Origin of the sequence: Micromonospora sp. NPDC023956, from assembly GCF_040639195.1 — a bacterium.
Classification (GTDB): domain Bacteria; phylum Actinomycetota; class Actinomycetes; order Mycobacteriales; family Micromonosporaceae; genus Micromonospora.
This window is the reverse complement of sequence record NZ_JBEZZN010000006.1, coordinates 245,744-263,277: the sequence shown is the minus strand read 5'-3', so window position 1 is coordinate 263,277 and position 17,534 is coordinate 245,744. Positions and strand designations below refer to the sequence as shown.

General features: G+C 71.1%; 9 protein-coding genes. 2 read left to right on the top strand and 7 right to left on the bottom strand.

Going from position 1 to position 17,534, the window contains the following annotated elements; translation table 11 throughout:
• Window positions 1-84: 84 nt before the first annotated feature.
• The 6 genes from AB0F58_RS15050 to AB0F58_RS15025 form a co-directional block, all read right to left on the bottom strand.
• The gene (locus AB0F58_RS15050) at window positions 85-4,365 is read right to left on the bottom strand and encodes a discoidin domain-containing protein (RefSeq protein ID WP_357142664.1); all 4,281 of its coding nucleotides are present in this window, start codon (window positions 4,363-4,365) and stop codon (window positions 85-87) included.
• Between the two features lie 91 nt (window positions 4,366-4,456).
• Complete coding sequence (locus AB0F58_RS15045) at window positions 4,457-7,321, bottom strand: discoidin domain-containing protein (RefSeq protein ID WP_357142663.1); 2,865 nt, start codon at window positions 7,319-7,321, stop codon at window positions 4,457-4,459.
• Window positions 7,322-7,472: 151 nt separating this feature from the next.
• A complete protein-coding gene (locus AB0F58_RS15040; protein ID WP_357142662.1) occupies window positions 7,473-9,083 on the bottom strand; it encodes a glycoside hydrolase family 13 protein in 1,611 nt (536 codons plus the stop codon).
• Window positions 9,084-9,278: 195 nt separating this feature from the next.
• The gene (locus AB0F58_RS15035) at window positions 9,279-10,166 is read right to left on the bottom strand and encodes a carbohydrate ABC transporter permease (RefSeq protein ID WP_357142661.1); all 888 of its coding nucleotides are present in this window, start codon (window positions 10,164-10,166) and stop codon (window positions 9,279-9,281) included.
• Window positions 10,167-10,179: 13 nt separating this feature from the next.
• Window positions 10,180-11,136: a sugar ABC transporter permease gene (locus tag AB0F58_RS15030; protein WP_357142660.1), complete on the bottom strand. Its 957-nt coding sequence runs from the start codon at window positions 11,134-11,136 to the stop codon at window positions 10,180-10,182.
• 84 nt (window positions 11,137-11,220) lie between these two features.
• A complete protein-coding gene (locus AB0F58_RS15025) occupies window positions 11,221-12,600 on the bottom strand; it encodes an extracellular solute-binding protein (protein WP_357142659.1) in 1,380 nt (459 codons plus the stop codon).
• A gap of 316 nt (window positions 12,601-12,916) precedes the next feature.
• Between AB0F58_RS15025 and AB0F58_RS15020 the strand changes: the two genes are divergently transcribed.
• Entirely contained in the window at window positions 12,917-13,861 is a 945-nt protein-coding gene (locus AB0F58_RS15020) for an acyltransferase domain-containing protein (RefSeq protein WP_357142658.1), read from the top strand.
• On the opposite strand, the gene AB0F58_RS15015 is transcribed toward AB0F58_RS15020, so the two are convergent.
• The gene (locus tag AB0F58_RS15015) at window positions 13,858-14,871 is read right to left on the bottom strand and encodes a LacI family DNA-binding transcriptional regulator (RefSeq protein WP_357142657.1); all 1,014 of its coding nucleotides are present in this window, start codon (window positions 14,869-14,871) and stop codon (window positions 13,858-13,860) included. The two genes, AB0F58_RS15020 and AB0F58_RS15015, sit on opposite strands and share 4 nt — an antisense overlap.
• 326 nt (window positions 14,872-15,197) lie before the next feature.
• Between AB0F58_RS15015 and AB0F58_RS15010 the strand changes: the two genes are divergently transcribed.
• Entirely contained in the window at window positions 15,198-17,240 is a 2,043-nt protein-coding gene (locus AB0F58_RS15010; protein ID WP_357142656.1) for a glycosyl hydrolase family 28-related protein, read from the top strand.
• Window positions 17,241-17,534 lie beyond the last annotated feature (294 nt).

Sequence of the window (17,534 nt, the reverse complement as noted above, 5' to 3'; positions counted from 1 at the left end):
CGTCCGGGGTATCCACCCGTCCGGGTGCACGTCGACGGCGCCGCCCCGGGGACCGTGGCCCCCGGGGCGGCGCCGTGCCGGCGGTCAGCTCCGGTTGATGGTGAAGGTGGAGGTGGTGTTACGGATGTCCTGGTGGTTGTCGCTCAGCCGGAGGTTGACGAAGGTGGCCGAGCCGACCGCCGGGCCCTGTCCGGGCTCGGGCATCTCGTTGACCCAGATGCCGTAGCCGGACTTCGCGTCGAAGGCGTCGCCGCTCTTGCGGGCCCCGGAGATGGACACGTTGGTGAAGACCGTGTCGGTGACCGGGTTCTCCGGTTGGCTACCGGTGTACTTGGTCTGGAACATGATCCCCGAGTACGTCGGATCGACGATGTCGACGTCCGAGACGCGGATGCCGCGGAACTCCTTCGAGGCGGAGAAGACCCAGATCGCCGGGAAGGTCTGCGAACCCCAGAAGTGGCCACCCGCCCGGATCAGCGAGATGTTCTCGAACCGGGTCGGCGGGCTGGCCCCGAACCCGACGAACGGGTAACCGAAGTCCAGCGAGCTGATCGTGATGCCGGAGTACGTCAGCATGTCCGCGATGTAGAGGTTGCGGAACACGTTGTCGTAGCCGCCGTACACCGCGATCCCGGCGGCCCGCCAGGTCAGCGTCGCGGAGAGGTTCTCGAACACGTTGCCGTGGTTGCCGGTGCCGCCGCCCTGGTCGGTGGCGGAGAACAACGCGAACGCGTCGTCCCCGTTGGACCGCCCCTCCGAGTTGGCGACCCGGTTGTTGGTGCTGCCGTTGGTCATGTTCACCGCGTCGGCGAAGGTGTTGCGGAACCGGCTGTTGGTGATGCTCAGGCCGCTGACGCTCACCCCCCAGTACGCGCAGACGGTGTGCTCGACCCAGACGTTGTCCAGGGTGAGGTTGTCGACGTCCTTCAGCTCACCCCACACCTTGCCCGGCCCGTCCTGCCGGACCGTGTAGTTGCCGAAGAACGACAGGTGGGCGAAGGTGGAGCCGCTGGCCGACGACTCGACCCGGAAGCCCGCGTCGGTGTTCTGCTGGTTGGTCGGGGTCTGGAAGCGGGTGTACCACATCCCCGCGCCGACCACCTGCACGGCCTTGCCGTACACCTGGAGCTTCTGCGCGGTGGTGTAGGTGCCGGCGGGCAGGTAGACGCCGACCAGGGTGCCGGTGGTGTCCATCCGGACCGCGTCCAGGGCGTTCTGCACGTCCGAGTGGCTGAACCCGGTGGGCACCCGGTACCGGGCCGGGTCCGGGTTGGCCCGCGGCGCCACCAGCTCGGTGTTGACGAAGTCGATGGCGTACGTGGTGGTGTTCGCCGGGTCCTTCTGGAGCCGGATCGTGCTGCCCGCCGGGATGGTGCCGTTGAGCATCACGTTCGCCTCGTCGTAGAGGTGCCGGGGCGGGCCGGCGCTCGGCGAGTCGCTCGGGCTGGCCTCGGCGCCGTAGAGCCAGATGTGCTTCGAGGTCAGGTTGATCGGCTTGTGCAGCGTCCCGTTGACGTAGACGTTCAACGTCGCGTCGATGCCGCCGCCGTTCGGGGCGTCCGGGATGGAGAAGCGGGTGACCAGGGTGTTGGTGGCCGCCCGGGTGGTCCACTCGACGTAGGCGCCGGTGCCGTTCAGGGTCACCGCCCGCCGTCCGGACGCCTCGCCGGCCAGGTCGCCGATGGTCCGGTTCGGCCCGACCAGCTGCGCGCCGCCGCCGATCCGGCCGTCCTCGGCCTCGTACATGTCGTACGGCAGGTTCGCGCCCCGGCCGACGAAGAGGGGCCGCTCGCTGGTGTTGTTCGGCTGCTTGACCGGCAGTTCGTTGGCGTCGGCGGCGAGCGCCACCCGCACCGTGTACCGGCCGTTGGCCGCCGTCCAGCTGCCCAGGTTCACCGCCGGGCTGGTCGCGCCGGCCGCGATGATGCCGCTGTACGAGCCGGTGAGGGTACGGACCACTCCCCCGGTGTCGTTGAGCAGGGTGAGCGTGATGCCGTGCGCCCCGCCGGCCGAGGCGACGCTGCCCTGGTTGCGGATGGACACCGAGAAGGTCACCGCCTGGCCGGCGGTGGGGGTGCCCGGCGACCAGGTGACCGCCCCGGCGACGAGGTCGGAGCTGGCCACCGGGGAGACGGTCAGCGCGGCGGTCCGGCTGTTGTTGGACTCGCTCTGCTCGATGACCGCGTTCGCGTCGTCGGCGACCGCGGTGACCTGGTAGCTGCCCGCGTTGCGGACCCCGATGTTCGCGGTCACCGTGGTCTGCGCTCCGGCGGCCAGCGCGCCGACCGCAGCGGTGCCGACCGTCGTGTCGCCCAGCTTGAAGGCGACCCGGGACGCGCCGGCGGCGGCCGGACCGGTGTTGCGCACGGTCGCCGACAGGGTGATCGGGTCGGTTTCCACCGGCGCGGACGGGCTGGCGGTCAGCGCGGTGACGGTGAGGTCCGGGTTCGGGGCCGGCGTGCCGATCACCTGGAACTCCGCGACCTGCCCGTTGGACGAGCCGGAGTTGGCGGTGAACTGCAACCGCACGTCGGCGGCGGTGGCGGTGACCGGGATGGTCACCGTGTTGCTGCTGCTCGGATTGAACGAGTAGGTCGCCGAGCCGGCCAGGGTGCCGAACGACGACGCGGACTGCTCCCGGCCAAGCACCTGGAAGGTCTGGGTGCGCGCGCCCCAGGCCGGGTCCGGGTTCAGCTTGACCACGATCGCGCTGACGCTGGCGTTCGCGCCGAGCGAGACGGTCAGCGTGCTCGGGTACGCCCCCGGCGCGCCCTCCCAGTAGGTGGCCACGTCGTTGTCGTTGGCGTTGGTGGCCTGGAAGACGTGCACGGTCGAGGAGGCGGTGATCGGCTTGCCGACCGCCAGGTTGCTGCCGCCCGGCGTGCTGCCGGTCCGGGTGACCGTGTTGCTGGTCGCGGAGGGGTTGCCGGCCGCGTCCCGGGCCCGGACGAAGTAGGAGACCGTGGCGCTGTCCGGCTGACTGTCGGTGTAGGTCAGGGTGGACCCGCCGACACTGGCCCGCAGCGCGTTGTTGGCGTAGACGTCGTAGCCGGTGACCCCGACGTTGTCGGTGGACGCGGTCCAGGTCAGCCGGATCTGCCCGGCGCCGGGCTGGGTGTACGCCAGGTTGCCCGGCGCGGTCGGCGCGGTGGTGTCACCGGTGCTGCCGGTCCGGGTGACCGTGTTGCTGTTCCCGGAGGCGTTGCCGGCCGCGTCCCGGGCCCGGACGTGGTAGGCGACGGTCGCGCTCGCCGGCTGGGTGTCGGTGTACGTCAGGGTGGACCCGCCGACACTGGTGCGCAGCACCCCGTTGGCGTAGACGTCGTAGCCGGTGACCCCGACGTTGTCGGTGGACGCGGTCCAGGTCAGCCGGATCTGGTCCGGGGCCGGCTGGGTGAAGGCGAGGTTGCCGGGAGCGCTGGGCGCCTGGGTGTCCCCGGTGGCCGGGCCGTACACCTCCAGCTCGGAGAGCTGCCCGGCCGGCCAGGCGGTGTTGGCGGTGACCAGCAGCCGCAGGTGACGGGTGCTGGCGGTCGGGAAGCTCAGGGTGACCGTGTTGCCGGTGGCCGGGTTGAAGGCGTGGCTGGCGGCGGCCAGGATGTCGGTGAAGGTCGACCCGGTGGTACTGCCCTGCACCGCCAGGGTCTGACTGCGGGCGCCCCAGCCGGGTGGCAGCTTGAGCACCACCCGGTTGACCCCGACCGTGGCGCCGAGGTCGACCCGGAGCCACTGCGGGAAGGCACTGTTGGCGCTCTCCCAGTAGCTGGCCGGGTTCCCGTCGTTGGCGTTGCCCGCGCCGTAGACGTCGGCGTGGCTGCTGGCGGTCATCGTCCGGCCGGCGGCCAGGTTGGTCGACGAGGCGGTCGCCCCGTGCACCGCCAGTTCGCCGAGCTGAGCGGCGGACCAGCCGGTGTTCGCGGTGACCACCACCCGCAGGTAGCGGACGGGGGTGGCCGGGAAGCCGACGGTCACCGTGTTGCCGCCACCGGGGCTGAAGGTCCGCCCGGCCGAGCCGGCCAGGGTGACGAAGCCGCTGCCGTCGGTGCCGCCCTGCACGGACAGGGTCTGGGTGCGGCTCTCCCAGCTCGTCGGCAGCCGCAGCACGACCTGGTCGATCGACTGGACGCTGCCCAGGTCGACCTGGGCCCACTGGGGCAGGGCCCCGCTGCTCTCCCAGTAGGTGTTCGGGTCGCCGTCGGTGAGGTTCGCGGCGGCGTAGGGGGCGTTGGTGCTGCTGGCCGTGGCGGTACGGCCGAGGGCGAGGTTGGGTCCGCCGGCCGCGACGGCCGGCGTCGGAGCCGGCCCGGTGAGGACCAGCCCGATCGCGGCGAACGCCGCGACCACTCTGGTACGGAGTCTGGACATGGGGGAACGACACCTTCTTCCGGGTGGAGAGGTGGATGGGGGTGGGGGGTGCGCGGTCGGCCCCCGCCGCGCGGGGCGGGGGCCGACCGGGTCAGGAGCGGTGCACCTCGAACTCGCCGATCTGGCCCGCCGGCCAGCCGGTGTTGCCGGTCACGGTCAGCCGCAGGTACCGCTGGCCGGTGGGGGCGAAGGTGATGGTCACCGCGTTGCCGGTGGCCGGGTCGAAGGTGTACCCGGCCGACGCCTTCACCGTCGTGTACGTCGACCCGTTCGTGGAGCCCGACACGCTCAGCGTCTGGGTCCGGCTCTGCCAGGTCCCCGACGGGGGCAGCCGCAGCACCACCCGGGAGACCTGCTGCGTGGCGCCCAGGTCGACGGTGAGCGACTGCGGGAAGGCGTTGTTCGCGCTCTCCCAGTAACTGCCGGCGTTGCCGTCCACCGCGTTCGGGGCCACGTACACGTCGGAGTGGCTGGTGGCGGTGGCCGGGCGACCGACGGCGAGGTTGCCCGACGGCGGTGCGGTGGTGGGCGGCGGGGTGGTCGGTGCCGGGGTGGTGGGCGGCGGGGTCGAGCCGCCGTACACCTCGAACTCGGCGAGCTGGGCGGCCGGCCAGCCGGTGTTGCCGGTGACGCTGAGCCGGACGAACCGGCGGTCCCCGGCGGGCAGCGGGATCGACACGGTGTTGCCCGACGCCGGGTCGAGGGTGTACCCGGCCGACGCCTTCAGCGTGGTGTACGTCGACCCGTCGGTGGAACCGAGCACCGCCACGGTCTGAGTGCGGCGCTCCCAGCCGGGGGGCAGGGTGAGCACCACCCGGTCGACCTGGCGCGCGGCCCCGAGGTCCACGGTGAGGGTCTGCGGGAAGGCGCTGTTCGCGCTCTCCCAGTAGCTGCCGGCGTTGCCGTCCACCGCGTTGCCCGCCGTGTAGGTCTGGTTGCTGCTGGACGCGGTCACCGGTCGGCCGCGGGCGAGGTTGCCGCCGGTGGGCGGCGGGTCGGTCGGCGACGCGGTCGGGGTCGGCGTCGGGCTGGTCGGGGGCGGGCTGGTCGGGCCGTTGCCCCACTGCGGCTGCGGCCACGGCCCGCAGTACGGGTTGGCCGTGTACCAGCCGGAGTTGCCGGCCCCCTGGGTGATCTGGAAACCGCTGCCCACGCAGTTGTGCATCGGGTTGGCCTGGGCGATCCGGGTGGCCCGTACGTTGGTGAACGAGACCCGGCTGGCGGCCTGCACCTGGAGGGCGTACGTCCCCGCCCCGTCGATGCGGACGTTGGTCAGGTTGATCCCGTTGGTCTGGCCCTCGATCCAGTGCAGCGCCGCGTAGGAGCTGTCCAGGATGTCGGTGTCGGTGATGTTGATGGTCGGGTTCTGGAACGCCTCGTTCAGCGCGGAGAACCAGATCGCGCCGACCCCGAACTGCCAGTTGTAGTCGGAGTTGCCGTTGCGGATCAGGGTGTTCCGGGCGACCGTCCAGGTGCCCAGGACGGCGGTCGGGCCCTGTACCCCGGGGTACCGGTTGGCGACGTGGATGCCACCACCGTTGGTGACCGAGTCCGCGGTCACGTTGTCGGTGATCTTGATGTCCCGGCCGCCGTAGCTGACCAGGTGGTTGGCGAGGATGGTCACGCCGATGGTGTTGAAGGTGAAGGAGTTGTTGACGTTCGGCACGTTCTGCGCCCACATGGCGAGGGCGTCGTCGCCGGTGTTGCGGACGAAGGTGTTGGTGACCGTGGAGTTGGTGACCCCGGTGTGGAAGTTCACCCCGTCGGCGGTCTGGTCGAGGATCCGGCTGTTGCGGATGGTGAAGTTGTCCATCGGGCCGTCCATCCAGGCCCCGACCTTGGTGTGCTGCATCCAGACGTTGTCGACCACGGAGTTCGACATCGCCCCGCCGATCGCGTTGACCTGGTCGTCGTCGATCCGCTCGCGGATGTCGCCGATGATGGCGAAGTCCCGCAGGGTGACGTTGCGGCTCGGCCCGCCGGCCTCGTGCGTCCGGACCTCACCGGTGTAGCCGCCACCCGGGACGTACTTGCCGTAGATGCCGGCGGCGCGCTTGCGGTCGGTGGGGTGCCGGCCGCCGAGCACCGAGTACCACGGTCCGGCACCGCGCAGGGTGACCCCGTCGACCACCACGTGGTCCCAGAGGGTGAAGGTGCCGGTGGGGATCCACACCGCCCGCCCCTGCGCCTTCCCGGCGTCGACCGCGGCCTGGAACTTCGCGGTCGAGTCCGTCGCGCCGGTCGGGTCGGCACCGAAGTCGGTCACCACGTCCAGGACCCCGGCGGGCTTGGCGATCGGCGCGCCGACCAGCTCGAAGTCGGCCAGGTCGATGGTGAAGGTCGGCGACTGCGCGGTCGAGGAGACCTGGAGACGGATCCTCGTGCCGGCCGGGTAGGTGGCACCGAGGAAGGTGCGGGTCTCGTCGTAGAAGTGGTGCGGGTTGGTGTCGCCGGGGTTGTTGTTGAACGGGTAGCCGCCGTAGTACCAGCCGTACCGGGAGGTCACCGGCACGGCCTTGACCAGGGTGCCGTTCGCCCGCAGGTCGATGCTGGCGTCCCGGCCGGTGCCGGCGGCGTTGTCCGGCAGGCTGTACCGGAAGGTCACGGCGTCGGCCGGCCGGGTCAGGGTGAACTCGACGTACTCGCCGACCGCGTCGAGGGTGACCGCCTCCCGACCGGACGCCTCCGAGGGAAGCGTGCCGTACCGCCGGTCCGGCCCGATCCGGGTGCCGGTGTGCGTCACCTCCTCCGCCTCGTGCTCGACGAACGGAACGGTCGCGCCCCGACCGGGGATGTCGAACGGCGACAGGCCGGCGGCGCGGGCCGGGGTCGCGGTGGAGGTCAGCGCGACGACGGTGATCGAGGTCGCGGCCAGCGCCGTCGCGGCGAGCGCCGCCAGGCCGGCGCGGAGGCGATGCCGGGGTGGACGGTGGTGCCCGGTGGTGTGGTCGGCCATGAGCGGTGCTCTCCCTTTCGTCAGGTGGCCAGGTCCCCCGTGTGTGGTGCGCGGTGTTCTCCTTCGTTCCTGTCCCCCGCCGACGGACGGTGCCGGCGGGGACGACGTGGTGCCGGCGGCAGGGACGGGAAAGCCGCCGGCAGCCGGGCGGTCAGGTCGGGTCGGACTCCTCCGGTACGGGCGCGGTGCGCAGCCAGACGGCGGTGTCCGGCGGCAGCACACCGTGCTCTAGCGGCCCGCTGGCCAGCAGCAGGTCCCCGTCGGCGGGGAGCGGGACCGGCGCCCCGGAGAGGTTGACCAGGCAACGGAAGCGCGCGCCGCGACGGAAGGCGAGCACCCCGTCCGGAGCGGGCAGCCAGCTCAACTCGCCGTCGCCGAGCGCCGGTTCGGCCCGCCGGGCCCGGATCGCCGCCCGGTACAGCTCCAGCATCGAGTTCGGGTCGCCGGTCTGCGCCTGGACCGTCCGGTCCTTCCAGTCGGCCGGTTGGGGCAGCCAGGGTGCCGCCGCGCCGTCGGGGCTGAACCCGAACGGCGGCTCGTCACCGGCCCACGGCAGCGGCACCCGACAACCGTCCCGACCGGGGTCGACCCGGCCGGACCGTTCCCACATCGGGTCCTGGCGCTGGGCGTACGGGATGTCCTCGACCTCGTAGAGGCCCAGTTCCTCGCCCTGGTAGACGTAGGCGGCGCCGGGCAGCGACAGCGAGAGCAGCGCGGCGGCCCGCGCCCGCCGGGTGCCCAGTTCCAGGTCGGTCGGGGTCCCCTCGCGCTTGGTGGCGAAGCTGAACCGGGTGTCCGCCCGGCCGTACCGGGTGACGTGCCGGGTGACGTCGTGGTTGGAGAGCACCCAGGTGGCCGGCGCGCCGACCGGCGCGTGCGCGCTCAGCGTGCCGTCGATGCTGTCCCGCAGCGCGGAGGCGTCCCAGGCGCAGCCGAGGAAGTCGAAGTTGAACGCCGCGTGCAGCTCGTCCGGGCGCAGGTAGTTGGCGAACCGCTGCCGGTCCGGCAGCCACACCTCGCCGATCAGGGCCCGGTCGCCGGGGTACTCGTCGGCGATCCGCCGCCAGGCGCGGTAGATGTCGTGCACCCCGTCGAGGTGCTGGAACGGGTGCGGCCGGTCCGGCAGGGCCTCCGGCAGCGTCGGGTCCTTGACCAGCAGCCCGGCCGAGTCGATCCGGATGCCGTCCACGCCCCGGTCGAACCAGAACCGGAGGATGTCCTCGAACTCCGCCCGCACCCGGGGGTGGTCCCAGTTGAAGTCCGGCTGCTGGGCGGTGAACAGGTGCAGGTACCAGTCACCGGGGGTGCCGTCCGGGTTGGTGGTCCGGGTCCAGGTCTCGCCGCCGAACTCGCCGACCCAGTCGGTGGGCCGCTGGTCGCCGTTGGGGCCCCGGCCGGGGCGGAACCAGAAGAGGTCCCGCTCGGGTGCGCCCGGTCCACCGGCGAGGGCCGCCTGGAACCAGGGGTGCGCGTCGGAGCAGTGGTTCGGCACCACGTCGACGATGACCCGGACGCCGAGCGCGTGTGCCTCCGCGATCAGCGCCTCCACCTCGGCGAGGGTACCGAACACCGGGTCGATGTCGCGGTAGTCGACCACGTCGTAGCCGGCGTCCGCCATCGGGGAGGGGTACCAGGGGCTGAACCAGATCGCGTCGACGCCGAGCGCGGACAGGTGGTCCAGCCGGGAGCGGATACCGGCGACGTCACCGATGCCGTCGCCGTCGCCGTCGGCGAAGCTCCGGGGGTACACCTGGTAGATCACCGCTCCACGCCACCACGGACTAGCGTCTGCTGTGGTCACGAGCACCCTGCTTTCTGCGTCGGTGTGTCGGCGTGATCGCCGGACCTTGGATGTGTCGGGCGAACGGTCGTTCGCCGAGCGTGGGTTGCGCCGGTGCGGCGGCGGGGTGGCCGGCCCACCCGACCGCGCCGCCGCTGCGCGGCCGGCGACCTCGGGCTACCCCTTCAGGCTGCCCGTGGTCAGGCCGGACATGATGTTCCGCTGGAAGATCAGGAAGACCACGACGGTCGGGATCGCGGCGATCACCGAGGCGGCGATCACCACGTTCATGGGCGTGCCGCCGGAGAAGGCGTAGATGCCGACACTGACCGTGCGGGTCTCCGGCGACGGCATGACCAGTTTCGGCCACAGGAAGTCCTTCCAGACCGCCGTCACGGCGAAGATCGACACCACCCCGAGGATGGGACGCGACATCGGCAGGATGATCGACCAGAGCGTGCGCAGTGGCGACGCGCCGTCCACCAGGGCCGCGGCCATCAGCTCCTCCGGGATGGAGTCGAAGAACCGTTTCAGCAGGAAGATGTTGAACGCGTTCGCGACCGCGGGCAGCCAGATGGCGAACGGCGAGTCGAGCAGGTTGACGTGCAGGACCGGCAGGTCGATCACGGTCACGTACTGCGGGACGATGAGGACCATCGCCGGGATCATCAGCGTGGCCAGCATCAGGCCGAGGATCAGGTTGCCGAAGACCGGGCGGAGCTTCGACAGCGCGTACGCCGCGGCGGTGTCCAGGACGACCTGGAAGACCAACGCGCCGGTCGCGTAGTAGAACGTGTTGAAGAGCAGCTTGGCGAGGTCCAGGTTGTGCCAGGCGTCGGCGTAGTTCTGGAGCTGGGGGTCCTTCGGGAACAGCGAGGGCGGGGTCTGCGCGATCTCCTGGCCGGACTTGAGCGCGCCGGTGACCATCCAGTAGAGCGGCCCGAGGAAGACCAGCGTGAATCCCACCACCACGACGGTGAGCAGCGTCCAGTAGATGATCCTGCCGCGCCCCCGCGTGAGCTGGGCGTGGGAGACGAGGGTCCGGGTTCCGGTGTCGTGTGCCATCGCGCGTCCCGTCCTAGTCCTGCTTCGCGTTCAGCCGCACGTAGGCGGCCGAGAAGCCGGCCAGCACCACGAGCATGATCACGCCGAGTGCGGCGGCACCGTTGAGGTCGTTCTGGAAGAACCCGTGCTGGTAGATGAGGTACGCCACCGAGGTCGCGGAGTCCTGGGTGCCGGTACCGTTGGCGAGGATCAGCGGCTCGACGAAGAACTGCATCGTCGCGACGATCTGCAGCATCGCCAGGAGCGCGAGGATCAGCCGGGTCTGCGGGATCGTCACGTGGCGGATCCGCCGCCAGATCCCGGCGCCGTCGAGTTCGGCCGCCTCGTAGAGCTCACCGGGAATGTTCTGGAGCGCGGCCAGGTAGATGAGCACCGCGCCGCCCATGTTCATCCAGGTCGACGCGATCACCATCGCCGGCATCGTCGTCTCGGCACTCTGCATCCACTGCGACGTGGGCAGGTTCAGCGCCTTGAGGATCGAGTTGAACAGCCCCGCGTCACCGGGGTCGTAGGCGTAGAACTTGAAGAGGAACAGCGCCGAGGCCGGCGGCAGCATCACCGGCAGGTAGACCAGGATCCGCAGGTACCCCTTGGCGTGGCGGAACTCGTTGAGCAGGATCGCCACGAAGAACGGCACCGCGTACCCGAGGACGAGCGCGAGGAAGGTGAAGTAGAAGGTGTTCTTCCAGGCCGTCCAGAAGCTGGGGTCGGCGAGGACGCGTTCGTAGTTCTCCCAGCCGACCCAGGTGGTGACGCCGCGCCGGGTGCGCTGGAAGCTCATCACGACGCCGCGGATCATCGGGTACCAGGAGAAGAACGCGAAGCAGATCACCGCGCCGATCAGGAACGCGTGGCCGGTGAGGTGGTCCCGTACCCTGCGGCCGAGGCTGGCCCGCCGTGGGCCGGGCGGGTACGACGACGCGGAGCGACCCGGTGATCCGACGGTCCGCGGGGCGGTGGTGATCGCCAAGGCAACTCCTGCCTGAGTCAGTGACGGCGACGAGGTGGTGCGGCGGGGTGTGGGAGCCGGTTCCCCGGCCCCCACACCGTCGGATCAGCCCTGGGCGGCGAGGAGCTTGTTGACCTTGTCTTCGGCGGTCTTGAGCAGCTCGTCGATGTTCGCCTTCGGGTTCGTCAGCACCCCGGACATCGCGGAGTCGAGGACCGCGTAGATCGCCTGCGCGTTGCGCGGCTCACCCTTGATCGGGACCGGGTTCGCCTCGAAGACCGCGAAGTTCGCGGTGTCCACGTTGGCGTTCGCCTTGCGCAGTTCGAGTTCCTGCTTCTGCGCCTCGCTGCCGTTGGCGAACAGCAGCGGCTGGGGCAGGCCCACCGGGTAGTTCTGCGGCTTGGCCCGGACGTAGTCGAACTGGCCCTTGCCCGGCGTCAGCTTCTGGTACGCGATCCACTTCAGACCGGCCCGCACCTGCTCGGGGGTCAGACCCTTCTTGAAGAAGTAGCCCTCGCCACCACCGAGCGTCCCCTTCGCCGCGCCGTCCTGGCCGGGCAGCGGACCCATCGCCCAGTCCTGGAACTTGCCCTGGAACTGGCTCACGATCGCCTGGGTGGCGTCCGGCGCGCCGACGAACATGCCGACCTTGCCCGCGCCGGCGTTGGTCAACAGGTCACCCCACTGCAACAACTGGCGGGCCCCCATGCTGTTGTCGCCGTACCGCATGTCCTTGAGGTTCTGCAGGACCTGCTTGCCCATCGCGTTGTTGAAGTCGGCCTTCTTGCCGTCCTCGGTCAGCACCCGGCCGCCCTGGGAGTAGAGCAGCGAGGTGAAGTGCCAGCCGCCGGTGTTGCCGGCGCTGTACTCGGCGTAGCCGGCGATGCCGTTGCCGAGGGCGGAGATCTTCTTGGCCGCGTCGCGGACCTCGCGCCAGGTCTTCGGCGGGTTGTTCACGTCCAGCCCGGCCTGCTGGAACAGGGCCTTGTTGTAGACCAGACCCATCGAGTAGTTCTTCACCGGTACGGCGTAGAGCTTGCCGCCGTCGGTGAACGCCTCCTTCAGCGCCGGGTCGACGCTGTCCCAGGTCGGGATGGTGTCCTTGGTGGCGTACTCGGTGATGTCCATCGCCTGACCGGAGTCGAGCACCTGCTGGAGGTCGGTCATGTACCCGTAGAACACGTCGGTCACGGTGCCGCCGGCGAGGCGGGCGGTGAAGTCCGGCGGGTTGTTGCACTGCTCGCCGACGCTGACGCTCTTGACGACGATGTCCGGATTCTGGCGCTGGAACTCGACGACGTCGTCGTTCCAGTTCTGCAACAGCTCCTTCTGCGAGCCGACCGGCTGGCAGTCGACCGTGATGGTGACCTTGCCGCCGGCGGCGCTGTCCGCGTCGTCGCTCTTGGTGGAGCACGCCGTGAGGCCGAGCCCCAGGCCGGCCACGAGCGTCAACGCCGCGACCTTCCGGTACTGCGGTACGGACATCTGTCCATCCCTTCGGGGAACGTGAGGCTCCGTGACCGTCGCCGGTTCGCCGGATCGCCGTCGGGGCGGGGGATCTGCTGCCTCCCCGTCCGCGATGACGGGCCCTGGAGCTGTGTGGTGTCAGGTGTGAGTGGGGCCACTGTAACGAAGCGGACTGATCTCGGCAAGGTACCGACTGAGATGTGAAAAGACACGACTTCACAGCAACAGATGCGGACATGATCGTGTTCGGCACCCGGCGGCGGGGCCGTGGGCGCGCGGGGCCGCGAGGGGTACGGGCCATGGCGGACGCCGGCCGGCCGGTAGGGTCCTCCGGGTGGACCTGGACGTCACCGCCGCCCGGCTCGGGGTACCCGTCGAGGACGTCGACCGCGTGCACCGGCTCGCCGGCGACCTGCCGTCGGCTCCGCTGCCCGCCAGGGCCGACGCGCCCGCGATCCTCGACCGGCTCGCGGTACGCCCGGACGACGCCGCCGAGATCATGGCGGGCTGGCCCGACCCCGACTCCCCCCGGTGGACGCCGGAGCTGCGCTGGCTGCTCGACCGCTCGACCGCCCTGGTCCGCGCCGATCTCGGCGGCCACGGCTGGCTGCCGCCCGGTCCGGCGCTACCGCGCGAGCGGGGCCCCGCCTGGCGGCACCTCTACGTGTACGCGTACCTGGCCCTGGTCGACGTCGTCCGGGCGTACCACCGTGATCACGGCATCGCCGACGCCGTCTCGTGGACGACCCTCGCGGACCTGGGCCGCAACCTCGCGATCGACCGGCGGATGCGCCGCCAGGGCTGGCCGGTCATGCAGAGCTGGCTGACCCTGCACACGCGCGGCGGCCTCTACGAACTGGGCCGGCTCCAGTACCAGCGCGGCGACAGCGCCATCGCCCTGCACATCCCCGAGTCGGGGCCGCTGACCCCGGACACGGTCACCGCGTCGCTCGACCAGGCCCGCGCGTTCTTCCCGCGCCACTTCCCCGACGAACGCCACACCACGTTCACCTGCGGCTCGTGGCTGCTCGACCCGCAACTGCGGGAGTACCTACCCGCCGACTCCAACATCGTCCGGTTCCAGCGCAGGTTCGAACTGGAGCCCTACGAGGCGCCGGAAGGGATCGACGCCGACGTCGAGGTGCTGCGGTTCGCCTTCCGCGACCTGACCACCCCGCTCGACCAGCTGCCGCGCCGTACCGTGCTCCAGCGCGCGATCGTCGACCACCTGACGGCCGGCCGCCACTGGCACTGGCGACGCGGCCGCTTCCCGAGCTAGCCGCGCTCCCGGCGGCCCGGGGCCGGCGCGGTGGAGCCCCGCACCACCAGCTCGGGCTCGAACAGCAACTCGTCGTGCAGCACACCGGCCCCCTCGATCTGGGTGACCAGCAGGTCCACCGCAGCCTGCCCCATCGTCTCGATCGGCTGCCGGACGGTGGTCAACGGCGGATCGGTGCAGGTCATGAAGGCGGAGTCGTCGAAGCCCACCACCGACACCTCGGCCGGTACCGCCCGACCCAACCGGCGGGCGGCCCGGATGGCCCCCAGGGCCAGCACGTCGCTGGCGCAGATGATGCCGGTCACGCCCCGCTCGATCAGGCGGGCCGCGGCGACCCGCGCCCCCTCCAGGGAGAAGCTGGACCGCTCGACGCACTCCCGGTCGTCGGCCCAGTTCGCGACCTGGACCATCGCGTCCAGCTTGCGGCGTGACGGGACGTGCCCCTCCGGTCCCAGCACCATGCCGATCCGGCTGTGGCCGAGGGACCGCAGGTGCCCGTACGCCTGCTCCACGGCGACCGCGTCGTCGGTGGAGACCCGGGGGAAGCTCAACTCGTCCACCCCCGCGTTGACCAGCACCACCGGCAGGCCCCGGTCGGTCAGCCGCCGGTAGTGCTCGTGCGGGGCGTCGGCCAGCGCGTACGACCCACCGGCGAAGATGACGCCGGAGACCTGGTGGTCCAGCAACATCTCGACGTAGTCGGCCTCGGAGACGCCACCGATCGTCCGGGCGCAGAGCGCCGGGGTGTAGCCGCGCTGGGCCAGCGACCCGGTCACCACCTCGGCCAGGGCCGGGAAGATCGGGTTCTGCAGCTCCGGGAGCACCAGGCCGACCAGCCGGGCCCGCTCCCCCCGCAGCTTGGTCGGCCGCTCGTAGCCCAGCACGTCCAGGGCGGTCAGCACGGCGGTGCGGGTCGCCTCGGAGACGCCACCACGACCGTTCAGCACCCGGCTGACGGTGGCCTCGCTGACGCCGGCCTTCCTCGCCACCTCGGTGAGTCGCTTCGTCACGCCGCGATGGTACTGCACCGGTTCTGCAAGAAATGAGCTGCCTGTTGACGTGTCACGTCATCGTCGGCGCAGCGGGAACCGCCGCCACCCTGCGGGCGGTTCCCCGGCCCCTCGGCTCGGCCGAACCGGCGTGCCCCCACCGGCGACCTGCGGTCCGGCGACCTGCCCTGCAATTGCCGCACAAGTTCATGCTTGAAGACTGACAGGACATAGAAATAACATCGCCGCAACCATCCCGCCTCGCTTCTGACATCCACCGCGGCACGACGGGGACCGCCTGCGGCGTCGATGACGGTCGCCGGGTCCTCAGCAGAACGGATAACGCGATGTCTCGAACCACCACAGGACGGCCGGGCGGACCGGCACGCTGGCGACCGGTCGGGGCGGTGGCCCTGGCGGCGATCATGGCCGCCACGGTGACCGGCGGAGCCGGAACCGCCCAGGCAGCGGAGCGGTCCACCGCGCGTCCCGCCCCGGTGATCACCCGGGCCGCTCTCGACCCGGCACTCGTCGCGGGCCGGGGCGCCGACGTCCGCTTCGTCGAACAGGAGGCGGAGCACGCCCGGACGAACGGCACGCCGATCGGCCCGGACCGCACGGCGTACACCCTGGCCTCGGAGGCCTCCGGCCGCCGGGCGGTCAGCCTGGCGCCCGGCCAGTTCGTCGAGTTCACCCTGCCGGCCGCCGCCAACGCGATCACCGTGCGGTACAGCATCCCGGACGCGCCCACCGGCGGCGGCATCACCGCGCCGCTGGACGTCTCGGTCGGCAAGCGGCCGGTCCGGACCATGACGCTGACCTCGGAGTACGCCTGGCTGTACAACCAGTACCCGTTCTCCAACGACCCCACCGCCGACCTGCTGCACCCCGACTGGTGGATCACCGAGTGCTCCTGTGTCCCGGCGGTCACCACCCCCGCCCCGACGATCACCAAACCGTTCCGCCCGCACCACTTCTACGACGAGCAGCGGCTACGGCTGGACCGGACCTACCCGGCGGGCAGCGTGCTGCGGCTCTCGGTGCCGGCGCGCAGCGTCGCGGCCTGGACGGTCATCGACCTGCTCGACTCGGAGCTGGTCGGCCCGCCCCGCATCCTGCCGATCGCGGCGAACGTCCTGCTCTTCGGGGCCGACCCCACCGGCCGACGGGACTCCGCCGACGCCATCGACCGGGCGATCGCCGTCGCCCGGCGGACGAAGCTCCCGGTCTACCTGCCGCCGGGGACCTACCAGGTGAACCGGCACATCATCGTCGACGACGTCACCATCGCCGGCGCCGGCAACTGGCACACGATCGTCCGCGGACGCCAGGTCACCCTGGACACCCCGGCCCCGGACGGCTCGGTGCACACCGGGGTCGGCTTCTACGGCCGGCCCGCGTCGGCGGGCGGCAGCCGCAACGTCCACCTCTCCGGCTTCGCGATCGAGGGCGACGTCCGCGAGCGGATCGACACCGACCAGGTCAACGGCGTCGGTGGCGCGATGAGCCACTCCAGCATCGACGGCCTCCACCTGCGCCACACGAAGGTGGGGCTGTGGTTCGACGGACCGATGACGAACCTGCGGGTCACCAACAACGTCATCGTCGACCAGATCGCCGACGGCCTGAACTTCCACACCGGCGTCACCGACTCCGTGGTACGGAACAACGTCGTCCGCAACACCGGTGACGACGCGATCGCCATGTGGTCCGAGAAGGTCGGCAACGCCAACAACACGATCGCCCGCAACACCGTCCAGTCTCCGGTGCTGGCCAACGGCATCGCCCTCTACGGCGGCACGGACAACACCGTCTCGGGCAACCTGATCGCCGACCCGGTCCGGGAGGGCAGCGCCATCCAGGTCGGTGCCCGCTTCGGCGCCGAGCCCTTCACCGGTCACCTCTGGATCAGGGACAACACCACCGTCCGGGCCGGCACCTACGAGCTGAACTGGAAGATCGGCCTCGGCGCGATCTGGCTCTACGCCCTGGACCGGAGCATCGACGCCGACATCCAGGTGACCGGCGACCACTACCTGGACAGCACCTACAACGCCGTGATGCTGGTCAGCGAGTGGGCGGTGAAGGACCGGTACGCCATCACGAACGTGCACTTCTCGGACATCCGGGTGGACGGCACCGGGACCTCGGTGGTGAGCGCCCGGACGGCGGGCTCGGCGTCGTTCCGCAACGTCGACGCCCGGAACGTGGGAGCGGTCGGCGTCAACAACTGCGGTTCCTTCCACTTCGGTCCCGGCGGGTCGGAGTTCGGCCTGACCGACCTCGGCGGCAACGACGGCGGCTGGCTCGCCCCGTGGCAGCTGCCCAACACCATCACCTGCGACGACCGGCCGCCGGTCGTGGCGCCGCCGCCGCCCGCGGCCTGGTGACCCACTGACGGCCCCCGGTGCCGGACGGTCGACCGTCCGGCACCGGGGGCCGTCGCCTGCGGTCGCCGCCCGCCGGACCCGTTGACGAACCGGTAGTACATCTGAAACATTGAGGGCCATCACGCTGCAAGAAGTCGACAGGGTGATGTAAATCTTCGTGTCGACCAGCGAAATAAGCGTGGGTCACGCCGTCCCGGTCCGTACTGGCAGCCACCGCGACTCCTCCCCCGGATCCGCACCCCATCGCACCGCACCCGTACCGCCCCGGCTCCGCCGGGCCACGGCCTCGGCACC